Genomic DNA, 23412 nt, shown 5'->3' on the forward strand with positions numbered 1-23412 from the left:
AACTGAAAAGTGCTTATTTGGAACTTTCTCAAAAATGCTCCATGTTAGTATACTAGTAGACATATGCTGTAATGATTTCAGATAAGCCCTCCACTTCATGTAATATCACATCATAAGAAGCATCTGGTCCTGCCCTGTTTCTTCATTTCAATTTTCATGAAGATAAAAATGCGCACAGGATAAAGCAGACCCGGAATAGTCCAGGTCTGCTTCATCCTTCTTGTTTCTATTCATGATCCTCATCTTCATCAACGAGCATCATCTTTTCTCCATTGGGTATGAGATCAAGAACATCAAGATACTCGTCTTTCACTTTCCCTATGACATTTACTCTATCGTCTGGTTTGAAATCATATCGAGTGATCTGTATTTCCCCGGAATATCGTTTATACAGTTCATTATCCAGTGTGATGGTTCCCCGCTTACGCTCTATGGTATTTTGGGCTCTGATCACATTTCCGGGAGTAGCATATTCTCTGGATTCCTGTATTCGGATGATTTCCTTAGGAGAATCGATTCTTACAGTAAAAACCTGATTCAGAAGTGTCTTCTTCTCCTCCAGTTCCACAGGAATGCAGTACACCCCTTCTTTCAGTACATGTCTTATATACCGGGCTTCAGTTTCAGTCAGAATGCCGTCTCCGACAAATATCTCCTGAATCCCATATCTGTTCTTCATTTCCAGAAAAGCATGATATGGTATGAGATTCCTGTGTTTCTCCAGGGTCGGCAATCCTTCATGGATAGGCCCTCTCAGCTTCTCTCTTCCTTGGATGAAAGCCATGACACTGATGCCATAATCCTCGAGCATTCTATTTCTCTTCATAAACTGCTCTTCGTCGATGCCGGTTTCAGGCCTGGGATAGAAGTTGTGCATGGCATGGAACTCATATCCTGTGGAGCGCAGAAACTCCGCCTGTTCTTCCGAGATGGTGGAGGCATTAAGACAGATGGGTATCTCTTCTGCTGCTTTCAGCATTTCAGCTTCTGTGAAGCCGTAATCGATTCGCAGTATGTCGATATTGAGTCTTTTCGCAAGGTCTGTCAGACTTTGCTCGCTGAAAATCTCAAGGGTTCTTTTAGATACATCCGCAATGACCTTATATCCAGTGGATTTCAGAAATTCCATCATATCCTCTACCTGCTCTACATAGCCAACATGCATCTCTTCCATAATATGCAGAGATGTGAAAACAGCACTCCCCTCCATGAAGAGGGAGGAGAGCTGTTTTCTGTTTTCTGACCAGGTTGATGGATATACGGAATATCCGAGGCTGTTAGACTGCTTCGACATCCTTGTTCTTGATGACGAAATAGGTGATGATGAATCCTGCTATGTAGGATATCAAGAGTCCGAAGAAGAAGTTCAGCATGCTTTCAGGCTTCATGATCGGAATGGCTACAAGTCCTGAAGGACCCCAGGCATTTGCAAGAACCTTCGTAAGCATAACGAATGCTCCACCGAAACCAGCACCTAGTCCTGCAGTGATGAAAGGCTTGAACATTGGAAGCGTTACACCGTAGATCAGTGGTTCTCCTACTCCAAGGAATCCTGCAGGAAGTGCACCTGTGATGACCTTCATCATTCTTCTGTTATTTACTCTCTTGGCTATGATGTAGATTGCGATAGCCGCACCAACCTGTCCTGCACCTGCCATCGCAAGTACTGGGAACAGTGACACACCACCCATGACTTCAAGCTGGATTGCATAGATTGGAATTAGTCCATGATGCAGTCCAAGAAGTACCATAGGAAGGAACAGCGCTGCCAGCAGGTATCCGCTGATGACACTGACTACAGGATTCGGTGAATTGATGATGACGCTCAGTCCCTGAACCAGAAGATCAGAGATGAATCCTGTCACAGGCATGATGACAAATACGAATAGCACTGAGGTGATCAAAAGACTTAAGAATGGTGTGAGGATCAGATCCAGTACATCTGGAACGCTCTTTCTTATATACTTCTCAACCTTGGATAAAATCCATACACCCAGGATGACACCGATGATACCGCCCTTACCTGTTGTAAGTATGGAGTTCAGTGGTGTTTCCGTGTCATAAAGACCGAATGCAGTTGAAATGGCAACGATGTTCGCACCGATGGAAACGGCACCGATCATACCACCAAGACCTTCTGTGGCACCAAACTGCTTGGCGGCATTGATACCGGTATAGATGGCGAAGTATCCTAGGAACGCACTGCCCAGTAGTCCGAACAGAAGCTGAGTGATGTGCCAGAATCCTTCTGAAGCAAGTACTCCCTGTCCCTGTAGTGTGCCGATGAGGCTTGCAAATCCGTTAAACAGACCTGCTGCTATGATTGCTGGAATAAGTGGAATAAATATATCTGCTATGGTTTTGATGGCCGCTTTGAAAGGACTCTGCTTCTGCATGGACTTCATGCTTTCCTTATTGGCTTCCCAATCTGCTTCTGAAGCGTCCCTAGGAAGTCCAAGTTCATCTGCACAGATGTCCATGACTTTCTTGACCTTTCCAGGTCCAAGTACGATCTGATAGGTGTTCCCATCAACGACTAATCCCAGCACACCTTCAGTGGCCTTGATTTCCTCCGCTTTCACTTTTGATGGATCTTTCACTGTAAGTCTCAGTCTTGTCATGCAGTTTCCCGCTTTGATCACATTAGACTTTCCACCTACAAGTTCAACCAGCCTGATTGCAAGTTCTTTGTTATTCATGATTTACCTCCAGTTTATTGTGTTCTATTTTAAAGTTCTTCTTATATGACCGTTGGCTTTTTCAAGTTCTATCGCTGCATCCTCCACTGGAGTGTTCAGCAGTATGGAAGTGATGGCAAGTTTCACACTGCCCTTGGCTTCATCTATGGTTTTTCTTGCAGTTTCACGATCGCATTCTGTCGCTGCCATGACGATATTTTCCGCCCTGGTTTTCAGCTTCAAGTTCGACTGCATCACGTCTACCATAAGATTCTCATAAACCTTCCCTACACCCACCATGGACCCCGTTGAAATCATGTTAAGGATCAGTTTCTGCGCTGTACCGGCTTTCAGCCTCGTCGATCCTGTGAGCACTTCCGGTCCTGTTACAGGTTCAATGGCGATATCTGCTTCCTTTGACATTTCAGAATCTCTGTTGCAGGCGATGATGGCGGTTTTCACGCCAATGCTTCTGGCATAACGCAATGCATGAATCACATAAGGAGTTCTGCCGCTGGCAGCTATGCCTATGACCACGTCCTTTTCATTCAGCCCCAGATTCCTGAGGTCTTCTGTTCCTAGTGTACTGGAATCCTCTGCCCCTTCCACAGCTTTGACAAAGGCTTTTTCTCCACCTGCGATGAGGCCGACAACTACATCCGGTGAAACACCGAAAGTTGGTGGACATTCCACAGCGTCAAGAACGCCCAGTCTTCCACTGGTTCCTGCACCCATGTAGATGATTCTTCCACCTTTACTTAGGGCTTCCGTTGTCCAGCCGATGACCTCTGCCACCTGGGGCAGCACTTCATGCACCGCTTCTATGACTTTACCATCTTCTCTGTTCATGGTTTCCACAAATTCAAGGGTACTCATCTTGTCCAGGTTCATGGTATCAGGGTTTCGTTTTTCTGTGGTCAGTTTTGTTAAATCGATCATTTCATTCCCTCCCGCTCTGGGTTTTTTCTTTTGGTTCCAACTCAGCATCCTGATAAGGTTTGTCGATGTGTGTTCTCTGGAACTGTTTCAGGTTCTCTTCATATTCCTTATTCACGTATGCAGTATATAGTATATCGATGATGTTCAGCTGGGCGATTCTTGAAGACATGGCACCGGATCGGAACATGAACTCCGTTGCGGCAACGCTTAAATTATAATCTGCAAGTATGGCCAACGGGTTTTCCTCGAACCTTGTAATGGCAATTACAGGTGCACCCTTTTCCTTTGCAGCCGTAACACACCTGAGCACTTCTTCCGTCATTCCGGAATAGCTGATGGCGATGGCCACATCCTCATTTGTCATGTTTCTGGCCTGAAGCAGCTGAGCATGCCAGTCTTCACTGATGATGCTGGGCTTATTGATTCTCAAGAACTTAAGATAAGCATCTTTTGCTACCAGAAGTGATGAACCCATGCCGAAAAGGCATATGGTCTTTGCGTTCATGATGAGATCCACGCACTCACGAAGCACTTCCATATCCAGAAGTTTTCTTGTATCTTCCAGAGAGACGATATTCTTATAAGTGACCTTGTCCACCAGCACTTCCAGGGAATCTTCCCTGGAGATTTCTTTGTTTTTCTCATCATAGCTTGATTTTCTGAGAGCCAGTTCGTAGACAAGTGATTTGTTCAGATCTCGATATCCGTCAAATCCCAGTTTTCTGCATAGTCTTATAATGGTCGAAGCAGATGAATAAGTAAGTTCTGCCAGTTCATGGATGCTCAATGAAGATACCTCATCCGGATTCTTCAAGAGATAGCTGACGATCCCCTTTTCAGCTCCGCTGGCTTTACCGGTATACTCCTGAAGTCTTACCAATACACTTTTCATAGGATCCTCCTAACATGTCAGGTTTTGCGCGCTCAGAAATTTTCCTGCCAATGATGCAGTACTCCTTTCCAATTTGATATCAGTATACTGCCATGAAACTTAATTGTAAACGAATCTAAAAAGTATGAAATAAAGTTTCATATGATGACTCATTTATAATGTAAACGATGTGATTGATGGTAGTTTCATGATGAATATCAGGGATTATCACCATTTCCATTTTTATTGAATCTGCCTCTTATATGATCCACAAAATTTCGTCCATAAGAAAAGACTACACAAAGTTCATTTCTGAACTGCATAGTCTTCTGAATTCAGGCTCTTCATTATATGCATCTATGTCAGCAGAACAATTGTCCGCATCATGAAATGAAATCATTCCACTTCAGTTGCATTTATCTCTTATTCGCTCACCTCTCCGTTCTCTTCGATCTTCACGGTTTTCCCTTCATCAAAGGACTCTTCACAGGCGAAAACAGCTCTCATGGCGGAAAGAATGACTTTTCCTGAAAGAATTGTATCTTCACCGCTTCTGATTCCATCTATGAAGACATTCATGACACCAGAACTCTGCTGATTATCCTGAGACCTTTCCTCATCCACGTCAAAGGTCATGACGCTCTGATCCCTTTTCACGATTTTCAGCGGATGATTCGCATCCTCATAGACATAGAGAATTCCTTCCGTTCCGTAGATCACCGTACTGTTGTCTTCTGGTCCGTAGTAGGTCCAGGAAACGGTCATGGTACCTAATGCCCCATCACTCAGCCTGAACAGACAGACTGCGTTGTCATCCACGGAAATGAGATTGCCCTTGGATCCTTTTTTGTCCAGGGTTCCAAGCATGGCACTGACTTCCACCACTTTCTGCCCTGTGAGATACTCGATGAGATCGGTCTTATGGATCCCCAGGTCTGCCATGGCGCCCATGCCAGCCGCATCCTCATAGAAGAACCAGACATCCTTTCCGGGACTGGAACTCCATTCTTCAGGACCGCCGTGTCCGAATGTGGTTCTGAAAGTCAGAATCTTTCCGATGGCTCCCTCTTCAATCAGCTCTTTCGCCCTCTGATGGGCTCTGTTCAGCCTCTGATTATGAGCGATATTGAGCACCTTTCCTTCTTCCTCAGAAACCTTCACCATAAGCTCGCTGTCTTCCAGTGTCATGGCCATGGGTTTTTCGCAAAGCACATGTTTTCCTTTTCTTAAGGCCTCGATGGTCGCATCCGCATGAAGAATATTGGCTACACTGACCACCACTGCATCGATGTTTTCGTCATCAAGTAGCTCCTGGTAGGTATCATAGACTTTCCCTCCATATTTCTCCGCCATATCTTCCGCTTTCGCTCTTGTGCGGTTGAAATACCCGCCGATGATCACATCTTCACTTCTGTGTGCTTCGGGAATATGCCGCACCTGTGCGATCTTACCACATCCTATGAATCCCACTCTGATTTTATCCATATGATTCACCCCTTATCCTTGTTTCCATCTGAGTTCATAATAGCGAGATACCCCTTTCAGGTCTGCTGAACGCAACGGAATCTCTTACCTAGAGTATAGCATCAGCAGGATATTTTTCAAAATATTCCGTCAAGTATTTCACCGCTATATGAATGAAGCACAATAGAAGGACCCGAACCTCCTTGAAAGAGGCGCGGGTCTTTCTATTGTCTGTTTATCCGTCTTTCTTGTTCCTATAAGATGAGATGGATTCTACTCTTCGATGAGTCCCTGCTCAACGAGGAATTCTCTGGCAACCGTTCTTGGCTGTCTCTGAAGCTCATCCACCTGATAGTTCAGTTCGATCATGATTTCGTTGGTCAGCACTTCTCCCAGTTCATCCAGTGCGCCTTCGATTTCAGGGTGTTCTCCTAAAAGTCCACTTCTCAGAATCGGCACCGCATAGTATGGCGGGAAGAAGTTCAGATCATCGTCCAGCATGACAAGACCGAATTTCTTCAGCAGTCCGTCTGTGGAGAAAGCATCTGTTATGTCTGTTTCTCCGCTGTCGATGGCCAGGTATTTATTGGCTCCATTGATTCCGATTTCGTTACCGAATGTGAATCCATAGTGCTTTTCAAGCCCGATGATTCCATCTTCACGATTGAGGAATTCAAGTGTGGAACCGATGGTCAGTTCATCTGCCACATTCTTCAGGTCACTGATCTTTGCAAGATTGTATCTCTCCGCCGTTTCCGGTTTCACGGAAAGAACGTAGGTGTTGTTGTAGTTGAACTGCGTAAGCGCATCGATGTCGTAAAGTTCCTTGAGATCGTTCTTACTGGTCTCATAGACCTCCACCATATCGGAGTTCGGGGAATACCCTAAGGTATCTCCATAGATGGTTCCTGTATACTCCAGATAGAGATCGATGTCTCCGCTCTTTAAAGCATTGAAGGCCACCTGGGTTCCCCCAAGGTTGTCCTTACGGATGACCGAAAGATCTGTTCTGTCTTCGATCATGTCCGCCATGAGATGAACCACGATGAACTGCTCCGTATAATCCTTACCGCCAATGGTGATGGTCTCCTTGGAGTTTCCAGCTCCCTGGAATGCGGTGACCGCGAAGAGCACCACAAGGATTCCGGCTGTTACAGCCAGTATGCCCTTCTGGACTTTTCTCTGACTCTTCAGCTTCTCTTTGGAAGCATCTCCAGTCTGCTGAAGGGAGATTGGTGTCACCAGTTTCTCTATGGTACTGAAGAGGTTGTCCACCAGCAGGGCAAGAAGCGCTGCGGGTATGGCACCGGCTAGAATCTGCGCATTGTTGGTGGTGCTGATTCCCGAGAAAATCAGAAAACCAAGTCCGCCTGCACCGATGAAGGCCGCCATGGTCATAAGACCTACCGCCGTTACCGCTGAGATTCTGACACCGGCCATGATGACCGGCAGCGCCAGTGGAATCTGCACTTTCGTAAGCACCTGACTCTTGGTCAGTCCGATGGCCTTGGCCGCTTCCAGCGTACCCTTGTCCAGGCTTGTGATACCTGTATAGGTGTTCTTGATGATCGGAAGGAGCGAGTACAGGATGACGATGACAACCGCTGGTACTGAACCAATTCCAAGCAGTGGAATGGCAAGTCCCAGAAGAGCCATGGACGGAATCGCCTGCACGACGTTTGCTCCACCCACCACAGTCTTGCTCGCTTTTCTGAAGTAGCTGATGAGAATACCCAGCGGCACGCCGATGAGTACAGCAAGTCCCACTGCAATGGCAGTCAGTTCAATATGCTCCAGGGTCAGTCTTAAAACCTGATCGGTATTGTTTCTAATATAATCAAATACGTTCAATTAAAGCACCTCCCCGTCTTCAAAATACTGCTGGCTTAATGTGGTGATGAGGCTGTTCTGCGTCACCAGTCCCAGAATCTTTCCTGACTCATCCAGAACCGGAATTTCTGAAATATTGTTGTCGTCTGCAACCTTCAGAAGGTCTACGATGGAATCTTCCGGTTTCGCCCACTGGAAGTCCGTGATCATGATGTCCTTCACAGGGATGCTACGGTCTTTCTCCTTGGCGATCTGCTTCGGTTTCACAAGACCTACCATGCTCTTTGTCTTATCGTCCACCACCAGAATACTGTTCACCTTGGCGTCTCTCATCTTGTCCAGCGCTTTGGTCAGAGACAGTGTGGATACACAGGAAACGGCATTGTCGATCATGATGTCCTCTGCACGTATATATTCAGGAGATTCCCAGATTCGGTTCTTACCGACGAATTCTGAAACGAATTCGTTCACAGGATTCTTCAGAATGTTTTCCGGTGTGTCATACTGTATGATTTCACCCTTATCCATGATGCAGATCTTATCTGCAATCTTGATGGCTTCGGACATGTCATGGGTGACGAAGACGATGGTCTTCTTCACCTTGCTCTGAAGATTCACAAGCTCTTCCTGAAGAGAATTTCTTGTGATGGGGTCAAGGGCCGAGAACGGTTCATCCATGAGGATGACATCAGGGTCCAGGGCAAATGCTCTGGCCACACCGACTCTCTGCTGCTGCCCGCCGGAAAGCTCATTGGGATAACGGTCCAGGAATTCTTCATCCAGTCCCACCATCTCCATAAGCTCCAGGGTCTTCTTCGTGATCTTCTCATTGTCCAGTTTTTCCACTCTTGGAATGATTTCCGTGTTCTCTCTGATGGTCATGTGGGGAAAAAGTCCTGTCTGCTGGATGACATATCCTATGTTTCTTCTCAGCTCTATGGGGTCCTTCTTTGCAATATCCTCCCCATTGATGGTGATGGTGCCTGTGGTCGGCTTGATCAGTCTGTTGATCATTTTCAGTGTAGTGGTCTTACCGCAGCCGGACAGTCCGATGAGCACTACGAGATTTCCTTCTTCGATTTCAAATGTGATGTCTTTCAAGACTGTGACGTCTTTGAATTTCTTGCTGACATTCTTAAATTCAATCATCTGCCTGATTCCTCCTTTATTCTAGGTAAAGTGTATTTTTATCACGGATTCATTAACAAATCCAATAATTTCGCGTCTAAAATCACTTTATTCGCATAAGTGACAACTCTAATTTTACCATAAGGTTGCTTCAATGTAAAGATTTCATGAAACCATTTCATACTCACTCCAGATAGTAAACCTATACATGGAAACTTCTCGGGGCAGTGCACGCATTAATTTTGCCAGTTTTTGTGAAAGAATTATTGTATTTCATCAAATTCATAGTCTGGAGACCGATTGAATGTGATACTCATTATTTTGCCTAAATTATATCACTTTCCTCACTTTTGAATGATTGTCCACTGAAATTTAACCTTCTGTTTCAAAAAACTACATGAAAAAGAAGCATGCCTCCGGTATGCCCCCGGACATGCTTCTGCACATTTCAGATGATGTTTCCCTTCAGTTTCTGCCTGCTTCTACTTCCTTCTCTTCTCCACTCCTGCGCTTTCCAGATAATCATCCACTTTTCTGACGAAATGGGAAATCACATCTTCCAGTGGATGCTTCTGAGATCTGACGCAGTGCACGGCCAGATCCTCGCAGAGATAGCACTTTCTTCCTGGAATCGAAAAATCTCTTCTGGACCAGATCTTTTCCTCATCTCTTACATCCATATCGATGAGTCTTCCTAAAGGATGACTCTCCTCCAGGGAAAGCGCTTTTCGCTTCACATCCTCCGGACTTTCCTTCAGAAGGAGAAGATAAATGAGCCCCTCGGCATCCTGAAGTATTTCTTCATGGACAGGATTGTACTGTCTTCTCACTTCCTCATAGAGGATCGTTACAGCAAGATCCGCTTTCTCATGCCGCTTCTCACTTCCCGGAAAATTCGCTCTCAGGGTGAGAAGCGTCCCATGATACTTGTCAAGCAGCGCTTTCTCCCGCAGATCTCTTTTTTCTCTTGAATCCAGCAGTTCCATATTTCTCTCCCCTCCTTCATTTATCATGAGATGGACAGCTCTCCTCTCATGCCGATTCCATTATTATACCCTACTTTGACGATGATTTCTAAAGCCTTTCTGTAACTCTCTTCGCTTTCTCATTTAATGAAATACAGGAGAATGGAAAACGCCACCCCCGTAAGAAAGGACATGTAGGAGTGATCCTTCTCATGCTCACTGGCTTCCGGCAGCAGATGCGCAGCAGAGATGTAGATGAGGACTCCTGTGACAAATCCCAGAAGCAGTCCCATGACAGAACTTGTAAAATTCTGGAGCAGCGGATAGATCAGGAAAGCGCCTAAAGGCGTTGTAAGAGAGGCCACGAGAAAGGCATAGAAGATGGCCTTCTTTTCGGATAGCCCTCCTTCTGCAAGGAAGGAATAGGTGATGACCCCTTCAGCGAATTCATGGGCTACGAGTCCTGTTCCGGCAAGAATCCCAAGAAAACTGCTCTGAGTGAAAGTCACGGAATAGATCATGCCGTCCACAAAAGAATGGATCCCGATGCCGATGAGTGCAGTGTAGCCGAAGGCCAGAGCGGATTTCTTTGTGCTTTTTCTCATGATCTGGCTCGTGGCGAACATGAACAGGAATCCCAGCACCGCAGAAAAACCCGCTTCACTGTTCTTTGAAATGGCCTGGGGAAAAGCACCGATGAGCGGTGACGTGATGAGAATACCTGCCGCAAAGCACATGAAGTATTCCTTGTTCCTTTCTGCCCAGGTTCTGTTCCTGTAGATGGCGTAAATGCCCAGGGTGTTCACCAGCATGGCGGCAACGGCAAATACGGAAATAAGTTCAAATGTACGCATGGTCTGACCTCCTTATGCACTCTTCTTTACATGTAGTATACTCCTCATTTCTTCTCTTCTGAAAACCGGCAGCAAAAAAACTCTGCAGGGATCTAGGGGGTACCTACATCCGTGCAGAGAATTCATGTATGATCTTCCATTCTGTTCTGTGACATCATTCTCCCCGGTCTCTCTTTCGTTCAACAATCCGAGATAAGAAGATGCCCAGTTCAAACAGAAGAATCATGGGAAGGGCTAATAGTGTCTGTGAAATGATATCCGGCGGTGTAAGCACCGCTGCCATCACAAAGATGACGAGGATGATATATTTTCTGTTCTTTCTCAGAAAGCGGACTTTCACAATGCCGAGTCTCGTCATGATCACCATGATGCTTGGCAGTTCAAAGATCAGTCCGAAGGAAAGAACGGTATTGACGATAAGTGACAGATAGCTGCTGAAGCTGATCATCTCTTCTATGCCTTCCACCTGAAATCCCATGAAAAACTCAAGGATGAGGGGTAGAACGATCCTATAGGCAAACACGGCTCCCAGGACAAAAAACACCCCACCAAAGAGCAGTGAAAACAATATGGTTCTTCTTTCTTTCTTCTCAAGACCTGGACTGATGAAAAGCCAGATCTGCAGGATCAGAAAGGGAGAAGAGACAGAAAGTCCGATAATGATCGCAATCTTGATATAGGACAGCAGAAGCTCTGCCGGTGATATGAACACAAAACTGATGTCCGGCACGATGCCGATCATATCTGTTACAAGAATTTCCGAGAAACTGTAGCTGAGAAGAACGGCTGCGACAAAAACTGCAGCCATATAGAGGATTCTGTTTCTCAGCTCTGTAAGATGTTCGACCAGGGTAAGATTTCTTTCCTTATCCCTACTCGCTCTTCTTTTCATCTTTCTTCTCGTCGTCTGTGCTGGTCATGATATCTTCAGAGATCTTGTTGGCGCTGTTTTTGAACTCACCGATGGCCAGTCCGATGGACTTCCCGATGGCTGGCAGCTTGGCAGGCCCGAAGATGACCAGTGCAATGGTCAGGATGAGTACCAGTTCCGTTATTCCGATTTTTCCCATTTTTCTGTTCTCCTTTACTTTTCCCTAGATGGATGAAAGAAATCCGCTTTTACAGATTATAGTATGCATTAAGAAGCTCTGCGGTCTTTCCGGCACAGTCTGCCGCAACACCGGCACATCTCGCTTTTCTTTCAGGGTCGCCCATGGCATAACCTGATGCTTCCATGAACTGTCCAACGGAATCCTTGCAGTTGACGGATGCGGAGACTACAGTCTCATTCTCCACTTCAGGCTGATAGGTTGGAAGCTCTGTGCTTGTATACCATTTGAAGAGGTCTGCTGTAACAGTGGCTGCATCCTCTGGTGTCACTGCAAGTCCGATGGCCGTTGCTGCTCCAGCAAGGGAGCCGCAAAGTGAAGCTGCACCATAACCGCCTGCACCATTGGCATAAGCATCTATTGGAATCTGATTCCATGGATATCCGGCATTGTCTCCCAGCTGACCGATGATCCCATCAATAACCGCTCTGCAGCATCCGCCTTTGTTGAAGAAGGAAGCATATGCTCTTTCCATGGTGGTGGCTGGATCCAGCTTCTGATATGGGAATGGATACTGAGGTGCGTCTTCACTGGCTGACAGATACTCGTATTCCAGCACTTCTTTTGTTGGAAGCTCCGGTGTCTTCTTGTCACAGCCTGTGATGAAGGATGGGAGCACTGCAACAGCCGCTACCCCAGCAGCCGCTTTTCCAGCGGTTTTCAGCATGTCTCGTCTTGAATAGACCTTTTCGCTCATTTTAACTTCTTTTTCCTTGACTTCGTTCATTTTCTCTTCCCCTTTTATACATAATTTTTTATTGTTCAGCCCGAAGACTGCAATAGATAAGGATGATTGCTGATGAGGATACAGCGCGGTTTCTGATCGCTTTCATCAAAATAAAACTTTTTGTTAATTTCTTGACTATTAATACTATACTCCTTTTAATTGACATATGTCAATTAAAAAAACAGGTGCGGTCTGATAATTAAGAGATTGAAGAAAATCCCAAGGAGTATTCATGATATTACGCATGAGACGCCGATATAGTTTCAGATTGATAATATATTCACCATCATATTCTGACAGCAGCATATATATTTCCGAGGCAGAAGCATGAAAAAAGGAATCGAAAGCATCCTTTTCGCGATGCGCTCGATTCCTCGATGATTGTGATTGAATGTGGATTTCATTCTCTGTTGTGCTTCGTACTAGATGATGATATTTTTCAGAATACCGATCTTCTCCACTTCACACTCCACCACATCCCCTTTTTTCATGAATCTTGGTGGATCAAAGCCCATGCCTACACCTGAAGGGGTTCCTGTGGCGATGATGTCTCCAGGTTCAAGGGTGATGCCTCTGGAGAAATCAGAAATGATGGTTGCGATGTCGTTTAGAAAAAGCTCGGTATTGGAGCTTTGTCTCACCTCTCCATTGACTCTGGACTCCACATGCAGTTTCAGGGGCAGCGAGAGTGCTGATCGATGAAGAATCACTGGTCCCAGAACGCTGTGCGTATCCAGGCTCTTTCCTTTATACCACTGGAGATGACCTCTCTGCAGGTTTCTCGAGGATACATCATTGAAGATACTGTATCCGAAGATATAGTCCTCCACTTGGTCCTTTGGAATGTTCATTCCCTTTTTACCGATGATCACGGCGACTTCCACTTCATAATCAAGCTGTTCATCGATTTCGAAGAAGCCTTTTACCTCCTCTTCATGACCCAGGATTCTCGTGGTCCTTTTGGAGAAATAGACGGGACTTTTCTGATGGGAGAGGTCCTCTTTCAGGGCCAGCGTGGATTCCTTGAGATGGGAATCATAATTGACGCCCACGCAGATGATGTCATGTTTGGGTCTCACAATGGGTGCCAGATAGCGGATCTCCTCCACAGGAATGCCCAGATCCTTTTCGTTGATTCTCACCTGAGCGATGATGTTCAGGTCCAGCTCCGTGGCTTCCTCTATGAACTGATTCATGTCTTCGTATCGTTCATGGCCCAGTATTTTGGTTATTTTCAGAACTTTCGACTCATCAAGGCTGAGTACGCCGATCTGTTCTTTGCCCTTGTGAACAAAGGTGATAAATTTCATCTTTTCCGTCTCCTTTTATGCATACTGTGTTTCACTGTACCGGCAGCACTCCCTTTCAGAGTTTCTCCTAATAGGAGCTGCATCAGAATGGGATGCATGAATCGCAGGATCATGTTTCTACGAAGGTCTTTCACTTCTATGCTCTTTTCTGCCTATTGAATTTCACATCCGGTCTTTTCTTGTGTCCATAGATTCTCGGCATGAGTTTCTGGTCAATATAAGGCGCCAGCGCATTCATGATGAGAATGGCGAATCCCACTCCGCCCGGGAAAGTGAAAGCGATTCTGAAAAACGCGGTGAGCACGCCTGCGCCGATGGCGAAGACCGTCTTCCCTTCCGGTGTCAGTGCACCGGAACTGTAGTCGGTGGCCATATAGGTGGCCGCAAAAAACAGGGTGCCCGAGAAGGCATGGCTTGCCATGAAGTTCAGATCGAATCCTGAATAGAATCCGGTGACAAGCATGGCGGTGAGAATATAGAAGATCGGAATCTTCGGATTGATGATTCTTCTGGCAATGAGATAGATCATGCCCAGAAGAATCAGAAGCTTACTGGTTTCTCCGGCATTACCGCCCAGATTGAATCCCATGAAGAGATCATAAAGTTCCGGTACCTCAGCAGAAACGGTCTTGATGCCGCCGCCGATGTATTCCAGCGGTGTGGCTGTGGAAACCGCATCCGGTCCGGGAAGGACCCAGTTGGTGATCCAGGGAGAGAAAAACGCCTTCAGCATGACTCTTGCCGCCAGCGCCGGGTTGAATCGGTTTCTGCCGATGCCTCCAGGCAGCTGCTTCACAATGACGATGGCAAAGACAGACCCGATGATAACGGTCCACCAGGGCGCCGTCACTGGAAGGCTTAAGCCCAGAAGTGCCCCTGTGACCAGAGCGCTCCTGTCGTTTATGGTGATCTTTCTGTAGGTGAGTTTCTGGAAAAGATACTCACTGGCTACAGAGGTTCCCATACCAAGAGCGATGAGAAGCAGCACTTTCCATCCGAAGAAGTACGTGGCTGCTGCTGCAGGAGGAATCAGTGCGATGAGCACCTGGGTCATGACCCAGGGTGTGGTTTTCGGGGTCCTTATATGCGGGGAAGGACCGGATTTCATTTTACTCAGTTTCTCCATCATGCTACGCTCCCTCCTTTTCCTGCTGCGCTTTTATGGCGGCTTTCGCATCTCTTATGTTATCCAGAAGCGGAATCCTGGACGGACAGATGTAGGAGCAGTTTCCGCATTCGATGCAGTCCATGGCCCCCAGCTTCTTCGCCGCATCCAGGTCTCCCCTGTTGTAGGCTTCACTGATGAGAATCGGCTGCAGGCTTACAGGACAGACGTTGATGCACTCGGAGCACATGATGCAGTCGGATTCATCGCCCACTCTCGCCTCTTTTTCCGTCAGCGCTGTGATGGCCGTCATGGCTTTTATGACGGGCACACTGCTGTCTGTGAGGGCGCGGCCCATCATAGGGCCTCCGCTTAAAAGCTTATATACGGATTCACTGAATCCTCCGCATTCTTCCAGAAGTGACGTCACAGGCGTACCCACTCTCACGAGAAGATTCTTCGGGTCCTGCACTGGTGTTCCTGAAACAGAGACCACTCTCTGATAAAGAGGCTCCCCCAGGCTCACTGCTCTGTAAACCGCCCTGGTGGTGGATACATTCATGAGCACACACCTGACGCCGGCAGGCAGACCTCCAGGAGGCACTTCCCTTCCGGTGAGATCCCTGATGAGATTCTTTTCAGAACCTCTCGGGTACATGGTGCGAAGAGGACGCACTTCAATGTCTTTATATTCTGCTGCCGCTTTCCTCATGGCTTCTATGGCATCAGGCTTGTTGTCTTCGATGGCCACAAAGATCTGCCTGAGCTTCGGAAACAGTTTTCGCGCGACATTGATTCCTTTGATGATCTCTTCCCCTTCTTCCACCATGACCCGATGGTCTGAAGTGGAATAGGGCTCACATTCCGCACCGTTGACGATGAGGGTATCAATGGTGCTGCCTTTGGGCGGGTCCAGCTTCACAGCTGTGGGAAAGGCAGCTCCGCCCATGCCGACAATACCGGCATTTCTGATGATCTCAAGAATCTCTTTGCTGTCAGTGATCTCTTCTCTTTCTCTGATGGACTCCTCGAAGCTGTCCTGCCCGTCATTTTTCACCACGATGCAGTCTGCGGGTCCGTTCAGTGTGGGTCTTTTTTCGATGGCTGTGACTTCTCCTGATACGGAGGAATGAACCGGTGCCGAAACGAAACCGCCCGCCTTTGCAAGAAGGGTGCCGATTTTCACCTTCTGTCCCACTTCCACCACTGGTTCTGCAGGGGCACCTATGTGCATGGACACCGGAAAGACCAGTTCCTCAGGCACTTTCGCCACCGTGATGGGCAGATGGGAGGTTCTCTCTTTATTTTCTCTGGGATGACTTCCTCCATGCTTACCCATGAAAAAAATACGCATAAAATCATTCCTTTCCTGAATTCTTTCTGGAATAAATACAATTACATAATAATCTTACTACTTGATAATCTACTACCAGTATAAATTATTTCCGCTTCAATAAAAAGGAAAAGATGCCCGGTTCCAGCAAAAATTAACAACCTTGCAGCCATTCAGAATACTTTGTTTCACGAATCTCTTTAAAGAAACAGAGCCGAAGGACAGCCCTTTTTCCTTCGGCTCTGTTTCTGGCACCGTATATTTCAGTGACACCTCTTGAGATACCTGGTTCTACCGCTTTTCAGATGAAAAACCTTCCTCACCGCTGATCTTCTTCTCGTAGGCTCTGTCGTATTCTTCCGCATCAAAATTCAGCGGAATCTTCTTTTCCTTCCAGGCGGACATGTATGTGGCATTGAGCATCCTTACACTCTTTATCCCTTCCGTCAGCGGGCAGAGCATCTCTTCCTTTTCCAGGATGGTCTGAATGAAGTTATTGAGTAGTCTGTTCTGTAGCACTTTGTTGGGCAGCTTCGGGAAGGTCAGCACTTCCACTTCATGGGGCACTTCCGGAAATGCGCCTTTCACGGTCCGCGCAAATTCCTCTTCGTCCATGGCGAGCTTCGTGATCTTCACTGCACTGTCATTTTCAATGACGATCTGACCACCGGAGAAGGACAGTTCAAAACGGTTGGTTCCGGGGCTTTCATGGGTGCTTGTCATGAACTGGCCTGATGCCCCATTCGGATAGAACATCTGGATCATCACATCATTTTCCGCACTGAGCGGTCTATGGAAACCTTCCTTGGTGAAGGCCATGACGCTCTCCGGAAGGTCTGTCATCCAGAGCAGCGTATCCAGCTGATGGATGGCCTGGTTGATGAGCACGCCTCCTCCTTCCGTCTCATAGCTGCCTCTCCAGGTGCTTCTCTCATAATAGTCATAGGTCCTGTACTGATTGGTCACCTGCCAGACCACGCGTCTCAGATCACCCATCCTGCCACCTTCCATGCGGCGTTTCACGAAACTGTAGATGTCGCTGCTTCTGTTGTTGAACATGACACCTGCTGTCAGATACGGCTTCTTCCCTGCAGCCGTGACCATTTCTTCCACCTCTCCCACTTTGATGCCAAGCGGTTTTTCAATCATGATGTGCTTTTCCTTCTCCAGGGCTTTCATGGCCATGGACGGATGAAGCGCATGGGGTGTTGTTATGAGCACCGCATCTACAGTATCCCCTTCCAGCATCTCCTCCAGCGTGGAAAAGAGACGGGTATCCTTCAGACCGTACTTTCCACGGATCCCTGCCAGTCTTTCCTGATTTCTGGAAGCCAGCGCCGAAAGCTCCGCCTCTTTGATGAGCCCTCTGGAGAACATCTCGATGTAGTCTTCTGCAATGCTTCCGATGCCTACAATCCCTACTTTAATCATTTTCATCACTTCCTTGTTCTCATCTTACCACTCCTGGCCCTTGAGGTTAAGTCACTTTCTTCATGAAGATATGTTTTTCAGCTTTTTACGAACAAGAGTGCCCGGATCCTCAGATCCGGGCACTCTTGTTCAGCCATATCAGGTTTCACTATGCCGGTTTTTCTTCCGGTGACATCATGCATCCGGTGACATGACCCTGGCCATGGAGGTTCCATCCATCTGCTGAAGCAGTTTTTCCATCTGCTCCGGCGGCATGGGCTTATAGTAGTAGAAGCCCTGGATTTCATCGCAGCCTTTTTCCCTGACATAATCCGCCTGATCTCTCGTCTCCACCCCTTCAATGATGACAACGAGGTCCAGAGATCTGGCCAGATCAAGAATCCCGTCATAGAGATTCTTCCCTCTATCCTCATGATGGAGATTCAGGATGAACTGACGGTCGATCTTCACTTTGTCGATGGGTAGTTCATGGAGTCTGCTGAGGGACGAATAGGCTGTGCCGAAATCATCCAGGGAGATTCTGATTCCTATGTCTCTTAATGAACTTAATCTGCTTTGAATCTGGTCCAGGGAAAACACCATGGTGTTTTCTGTGATTTCCGCTTCGATGTATTCCGGGTCCCATCCGTTTTCCTTGAAGACCTCTGCCAGATCTCTGCCCATATCACTCTGCATCATGCTGATGGGGGTGATGTTGATGGACATGCTGATCTTCCTGTATCCTTTCTGCTGCCATAGCATATTCTGTCTGCAGGCTTCTATGAATACCCAGGTGTCAATCTCTTCCATAAGCCCAGTTCGCTCCGCTATTGGAAGAAACACCCCAGGTGCAAGCAGTCCTCTGGTCGGATGCTTCCAGCGGATCAGAGCCTCTGCGCCGATGATCTCTTCTGTCTTTCCATGGACTTTGGGCTGATAGTACAGGACAAACTGATCCTTCTCCACCGCATGACGAAGATCCTCTTCCAGTTCCTTCTCATAGACGAACTTCTTCTTGATTTCTTCCGTACAGACGGTGAATCTGTTTTTACCGGTGCTTTTGGAATGATACATGGCAAGGTCTGCAAACTTGATGAGCTCTTCTCCCGTCCGTCCATCCTGAGGATAGATGGAGACACCCATACTGGCTCCTGTGATCACCTCGCGATCATCCAGCAGGAAGGGTTTCATGATTTCCTGAAGCACATCTTCCGCAAAGTTTTCGATCTCTTCCATGGACTTTGCATGGGGCAGCATGAGGAGGAACTCATCTCCTCCGAAACGGGAAAGAAGATCTCTTTCCTTCAGCTTCGGTTTCAGCTTCTTGGCGAATTCCTTCAGGAACCGGTCTCCGGTACTGTGTCCCAGAATATCATTGATGTTCTTGAAATCATCCAGATCCAGAAAGATCAGCGCCAGCATTTCGTTCTCCCTGGTTCCGTGAATATGCTTTCTGATGATCTTCTCATAGAGAACCCGATTGGGCAGTCCTGTCAGATGGTCATAGTAAGCCATCCTGAAAAGCTCATCTTCCTTTCCGATCTTATAGAGCATACTGGAAAGACTGCCCGCCACCAGCTGAAAGGTGTTCTGATACCCCTCATCCCAGGAGTTTCTGACAAAGGAGCTCATGCACATGACACCCAGAATCTTCCCGGATTCCACCAGGGGGGTCACCATCACCGTGATGCCTTCTTTACGCATTTCCTCACTGAATTCCTTTAGGGTTGTGAAGAACTTTTCCGTGTACAGGCTATTTTCTTCCAGCAGCGACTCGACCATTTCATCGAATCTTTCACCGAATCTGTGATTGATGCCTGGATTCACGAAATCATGAGGTCCGTAATACTCCGCTTTTCTCATCTTCTTTTTTCTTTCGGGAAAAATGTGGATGGAGCCGTAGTCCGCATCCATATAGTGAAGACTTCTCTCCAGAAACACATCCAGATTGCTTCTCAGATTCCTGTTGCGGGCTGAGGACAGAAGTCTTGCGGTTTCCGAGACGAATTTTTCGTGGTCGATCTGCTTTTCAAACTGGTACTGTCTGTTCTTATACACCCGGTTGATGAGAAAAGCGATGATAATGATAATGCCAAATACAATCATTCTTCCAAGATGATCTGCTGGTGAAAAAGAGATCACCGATTCGGGTCTCACAATCCACAGCACCTTGGAAGTGATTATGGTCATGATACTGATAGAGACAAGAAGTTTCGTGTTATTGAATATTACAGCAATGAGTATAAAGATCACGGGTACCGTCCATGCAAAGGCTTCTGAATTTTCGATCTGATAGAAGGTGATGTAGGGAATGCTCATGGCGATGATGAGAAACAGTATATTGTCTCTTATTCTGATGCTCAGTCTGCTTTTCAGAATGAGAAAGATCACGATGCCTGTGGCGAAAAGTGTAAAGGAAAGGATTCCCGCCCGCACAATGTCATCTCTTTTCAACAGCACTTCAATACCGAAGGCAGTGAACGCGCCTAAAATGTATCCCTGAGAAACATAGAAGAAAATCTTCTCATGGGTTCTTATACTCATGAGTTCTCCTCTTCTGGGCAGAGCTATGTTACTGTCCTGGCGTTTCATATCCTTCAGTTTCATCACAATGAATAGAGTGACACAAACCGGAAGAAGATGAAGTGGTCCAAGTCCCAGAAGGTTCCATCCCATGGCTTCATAAAGCTCGAAAATCTTCGGCAAGCCCAGAAGAAGGCTTAGAATCATCGTAGCTTTGATGAGTTTCATCTCCCTGATACTGAACAGATCATCTTCTTCCCTTTTCCCTCTATATAGGAGAATAAGAATCACAGCCATCACGGATAGATAGAGCACTCTTATCCATAAGAAAGCAGCCAGCTCCGTTCTCTCATAGGACCAGCCGAACTGGCTTAACAGCATGTTGTCTGACACATTACTATACAGAAGATTTCCATAGAAGAGAATCATATTCACGGGCACGGGCGCATAAATGGCCAGCCAGTGCCATGGCTTCATCCCGCGATCCATCTTCATGATAAGGAGCACCAGATGCAGCAGAAAACTGTAAGCGAAGCCCCATCCCCACACACTGACTAGCAGCGTGACAAAAGCCATGTCTCTGCTCTCCACATGACCAAGGAGGGAAGATGTCAGCGACCATATGCTTAAGGACAGACACAGATAGAAGAAAATCCGATGGATCCTGTCTCTGATATCCAGCGAAAAAAGATACATGCCCATATAAAAATAAAGGATCAGAGACCCGTAGAAAATCACCGACAAAACGCCCGACTCCATCATATCTAACTACCTACCACTTTCTTTAAAGTCCAGCTGTCCTTCTCTTTCGGCAGCTGTGCAACGCTTAACTGAATTTAAACTATCTTTACTATTATCGTACAGTTCCCCTCATTTTTAAAGACCTTGGAGAAAATTATCACTGAGATTCAAGTGAAGTTCACGTTTATCATTTCTCGGCCAGGGTAGGATCCGAGTTCGGCAGGACAGGAAAAAGCGGTATGGAAGAGGTTTCCTCATCACCTCATTTCATACCGCTTTCTTTATACAGTGCTATGGGATCATCTGCATTCCTTTTCTATTTCGGAAATACGGTCCACCTTGGCCTGGGACCCTCCCCCGGAGAATTCCGACTCCATCCATACATCCACCAGATTCTTTGCCAGTTCTGCGCCTACGACTCTAGCCCCCATGGTCATGATCTGACAGTTGTTTGACTTTCTGGATCTTTCCGTGGAGTAGGAATCATGACAGACCGCTGCCCTCACGCCAGGCACCTTATTGGCTGTGATGGCCATTCCGATTCCCGTTCCGCAGAGAAGGATTCCTCTTTCAAACTTTTCCTCTGCCACTTCCTTTGCCAGTGCATAGGCCACATTGGGGTAGAGCACTGATTCTCCTTCGCCTGAACCGAAATCCACGGCTGTGTGTCCCTTATCCTCCAGATGTCTGATGATTTCAAGCTTCAGTCCATATGCGGCTTCGTCGCATCCTATTGCTATTTTCAAATTCATTCAACTCGCTTTCCTTGTCTTCAGGCATGAAAGCCTGAGCTTGTCTATCTGCCTGTTTATTCTTTCTTCTCTGTCCCCTGCATCCATATTATAAGGATAAGATGGATTTGAAGTTGTCTTTCAGTTTGGGATACAGATCATCGAATTCCTTGTAGACTCTGTCGTATCTGGCTGCTCTTTCCGCATCCGGTGTATAGACGTCATCTCTCATCTTGATGATCTTGTCGCAGGCTTCCACCACGCTGTCGTAGGCTCCGCATCCTACTGCTGCAAGGATTGCAACACCCAGTGCCGCACTGTTTTCCGACTTCATGTCAGGAAGGGAAACAGGAAGCTGATATACATCTGCCAGAAGCTGTCTCCAGAATGGACTCTTGGAACCGCCACCGCACATGTGCACATGGTCCACTTCCACGCCTGTGTTCTGGATACCGGACATGATGTCTCTTAAAGCATAGGTCACGCCTTCCATCACCGCACGGGTCATGTCCGCTCTGGTATGAATTCCTGCCAGTCCCACGAAGGAGCCTCTGCAGGTCAGATTGAAGTGCGGTGACTGCTCTCCGTTGAGATAAGGAAGATAAACCAGTCTGTTTGCTCCGATTTTAGAGGACCTGGCATCTTCATTGATCTTCTCGTATTCCGTATCTTCCGGATAGAAATTGTTTCTCCACCATTTCAGGGAGGCTCCGGCTGAGTTCACGCTGCCCATGTAGTGCCATGCACCTGGTATGGGCATGCAGAAGGTGTATACGGATTTATGAGGATCCAGCAGCGGTTTCTCTGAATAGGCGAATACGGTTCCTGATGTGCCGATGGTGGTCATGGCACGTCCAGGAGATACGATTCCTGTTCCGACTCCCGCAGCCGCGTTGTCGCTGGCTCCGCCCACTACTGCACAGTCCGTGGTCAGTCCTGTGGCTTCCGCCACTTCTGGAAGAAGATATCCTGTGATCTCATGGGACTCGTAGACTTTCCCGAGCATTTCCTCGGTGAGCTCCATCTTCTCCAGAATCTCCGTCGCCCATTTTCTGTTTGGTATATCGAGAAGCTGCATGGCGGAGGCATCTGATACTTCCGTTGCATATTCTCCTGTCAGGCGATATCTCAGATAATCCTTCGGCAGATGGATGTGTGCCACCTTTTCGTAGAGTTCAGGCTCATTGTCCTTCACCCACTGGATCTTCGCTGCTGTAAGGCCAGGTCTTGCTGGTGTGAGTGAATACTTCATGAAGAGATCATCCCCTACGATCTCTCGCACATGTTCACAGGATTCCGAAGTTCTGCCATCGTTCCATAGAATGGCACGTCTTAGGACCTTTCCATCCTTGTCCATCATCACCGCACCCATCATCTGTCCGGATATGCCCAGTCCCTTGACGGATTCGCTTGGTACCCCACTGTCTCTGATGACGTTTCTGATGGTTTCTATGGACACCATGTACCAGTCTTCCGGATCCTGCTCGGACCAGCCGTTATGGGGCTGATACAGCGGATATTCTTTTTCTGATACCGCCACTTCCTTTCCGTTCACATCAAACAGCACCGTCTTAAGGCTTCCTGTCCCCAAATCCAAACCTAAATAATACTCCATTTTGATAAGCTCCTTTTCATTTATATTCTTTATTTTTTCATTGTCTATGCCTTCTGTTTTACAGTTTCAGTTTGTCCTT

At 47.0% G+C, this 23412-nt stretch carries 19 protein-coding genes; all 19 read right to left on the minus strand.

Annotation, left to right across the window (positions count from 1 at the left end; genetic code table 11):
* Window positions 1–226: 226 nt before the first annotated feature.
* Window positions 227–1294 carry a MupG family TIM beta-alpha barrel fold protein gene (locus ACHAL6_RS03565; RefSeq protein ID WP_395268863.1) on the minus strand — a complete coding sequence of 356 codons (1068 nt, stop codon included), beginning with the start codon at window positions 1292–1294 and terminating at the stop codon, window positions 227–229.
* Window positions 1278–2699, minus strand: coding sequence for a PTS transporter subunit EIIC (locus ACHAL6_RS03570; protein ID WP_395268864.1), 1422 nt, complete (start codon window positions 2697–2699; stop codon window positions 1278–1280). The genes ACHAL6_RS03565 and ACHAL6_RS03570 overlap by 17 nt, the downstream gene beginning before the upstream one ends.
* Before the next feature lie 24 nt (window positions 2700–2723).
* Window positions 2724–3617, minus strand: coding sequence for an N-acetylmuramic acid 6-phosphate etherase (murQ, locus tag ACHAL6_RS03575; protein ID WP_395268865.1), 894 nt, complete (start codon window positions 3615–3617; stop codon window positions 2724–2726).
* 1 nt (window position 3618) lies between these two features.
* Complete coding sequence (locus ACHAL6_RS03580; protein WP_395268866.1) at window positions 3619–4509, minus strand: MurR/RpiR family transcriptional regulator; 891 nt, start codon at window positions 4507–4509, stop codon at window positions 3619–3621.
* Window positions 4510–4911: 402 nt separating this feature from the next.
* Window positions 4912–5973 carry a Gfo/Idh/MocA family protein gene (locus tag ACHAL6_RS03585; protein WP_395268867.1) on the minus strand — a complete coding sequence of 354 codons (1062 nt, stop codon included), beginning with the start codon at window positions 5971–5973 and terminating at the stop codon, window positions 4912–4914.
* 252 nt (window positions 5974–6225) lie between these two features.
* Entirely contained in the window at window positions 6226–7803 is a 1578-nt protein-coding gene (locus ACHAL6_RS03590; protein ID WP_395268868.1) for a glycine betaine ABC transporter substrate-binding protein, read from the minus strand.
* Window positions 7804–8931, minus strand: coding sequence for a betaine/proline/choline family ABC transporter ATP-binding protein (locus ACHAL6_RS03595; RefSeq protein WP_395268869.1), 1128 nt, complete (start codon window positions 8929–8931; stop codon window positions 7804–7806). It lies immediately after the preceding gene.
* A 461-nt stretch (window positions 8932–9392) separates the two neighbouring features.
* The gene (gene citX, locus ACHAL6_RS03600; protein WP_395268870.1) at window positions 9393–9896 is read right to left on the minus strand and encodes a citrate lyase holo-[acyl-carrier protein] synthase; all 504 of its coding nucleotides are present in this window, start codon (window positions 9894–9896) and stop codon (window positions 9393–9395) included.
* A 119-nt stretch (window positions 9897–10015) separates the two neighbouring features.
* Window positions 10016–10729, minus strand: coding sequence for a ZIP family metal transporter (locus tag ACHAL6_RS03605; protein WP_395268871.1), 714 nt, complete (start codon window positions 10727–10729; stop codon window positions 10016–10018).
* Between the two features lie 154 nt (window positions 10730–10883).
* Window positions 10884–11621, minus strand: a complete 738-nt coding sequence (tatC, locus tag ACHAL6_RS03610; protein WP_395268872.1) for a twin-arginine translocase subunit TatC — start codon at window positions 11619–11621, stop codon at window positions 10884–10886.
* A complete protein-coding gene (gene tatA, locus ACHAL6_RS03615; RefSeq protein WP_395268873.1) occupies window positions 11602–11799 on the minus strand; it encodes a twin-arginine translocase TatA/TatE family subunit in 198 nt (65 codons plus the stop codon). The genes tatC and tatA overlap by 20 nt, the downstream gene beginning before the upstream one ends.
* Window positions 11800–11848: 49 nt before the next feature.
* On the minus strand, window positions 11849–12565 hold the full coding sequence (locus tag ACHAL6_RS03620) for a C-GCAxxG-C-C family (seleno)protein (protein ID WP_395268874.1): 717 nt from the start codon (window positions 12563–12565) through the stop codon (window positions 11849–11851).
* A gap of 422 nt (window positions 12566–12987) precedes the next feature.
* Window positions 12988–13875, minus strand: a complete 888-nt coding sequence (locus tag ACHAL6_RS03625; protein WP_395268875.1) for a fumarylacetoacetate hydrolase family protein — start codon at window positions 13873–13875, stop codon at window positions 12988–12990.
* Window positions 13876–14011: 136 nt separating this feature from the next.
* Window positions 14012–15004: an RnfABCDGE type electron transport complex subunit D gene (locus ACHAL6_RS03630; RefSeq protein ID WP_395268876.1), complete on the minus strand. Its 993-nt coding sequence runs from the start codon at window positions 15002–15004 to the stop codon at window positions 14012–14014.
* A 1-nt stretch (window position 15005) separates the two neighbouring features.
* Window positions 15006–16334, minus strand: a complete 1329-nt coding sequence (gene rsxC / locus ACHAL6_RS03635; RefSeq protein ID WP_395268877.1) for an electron transport complex subunit RsxC — start codon at window positions 16332–16334, stop codon at window positions 15006–15008.
* Window positions 16335–16604: 270 nt separating this feature from the next.
* Window positions 16605–17744 (minus strand): Gfo/Idh/MocA family protein, encoded by a 1140-nt coding sequence (locus ACHAL6_RS03640; RefSeq protein WP_395268878.1) that lies wholly within the window; start codon window positions 17742–17744, stop codon window positions 16605–16607.
* A gap of 174 nt (window positions 17745–17918) precedes the next feature.
* Window positions 17919–21008, minus strand: a complete 3090-nt coding sequence (locus ACHAL6_RS03645) for an EAL domain-containing protein (RefSeq protein WP_395268879.1) — start codon at window positions 21006–21008, stop codon at window positions 17919–17921.
* A 278-nt stretch (window positions 21009–21286) separates the two neighbouring features.
* Entirely contained in the window at window positions 21287–21733 is a 447-nt protein-coding gene (gene rpiB / locus ACHAL6_RS03650; RefSeq protein WP_395268972.1) for a ribose 5-phosphate isomerase B, read from the minus strand.
* Window positions 21734–21827: 94 nt separating this feature from the next.
* Window positions 21828–23333: a xylulokinase gene (gene xylB / locus ACHAL6_RS03655; RefSeq protein ID WP_395268880.1), complete on the minus strand. Its 1506-nt coding sequence runs from the start codon at window positions 23331–23333 to the stop codon at window positions 21828–21830.
* Between the last annotated feature and the right edge of the window lie 79 nt (window positions 23334–23412).

Origin of the sequence: Proteiniclasticum sp. C24MP, assembly GCF_043951855.1 — a bacterium.
In the GTDB taxonomy this organism is placed as follows: domain Bacteria; phylum Bacillota; class Clostridia; order Clostridiales; family Clostridiaceae; genus Proteiniclasticum.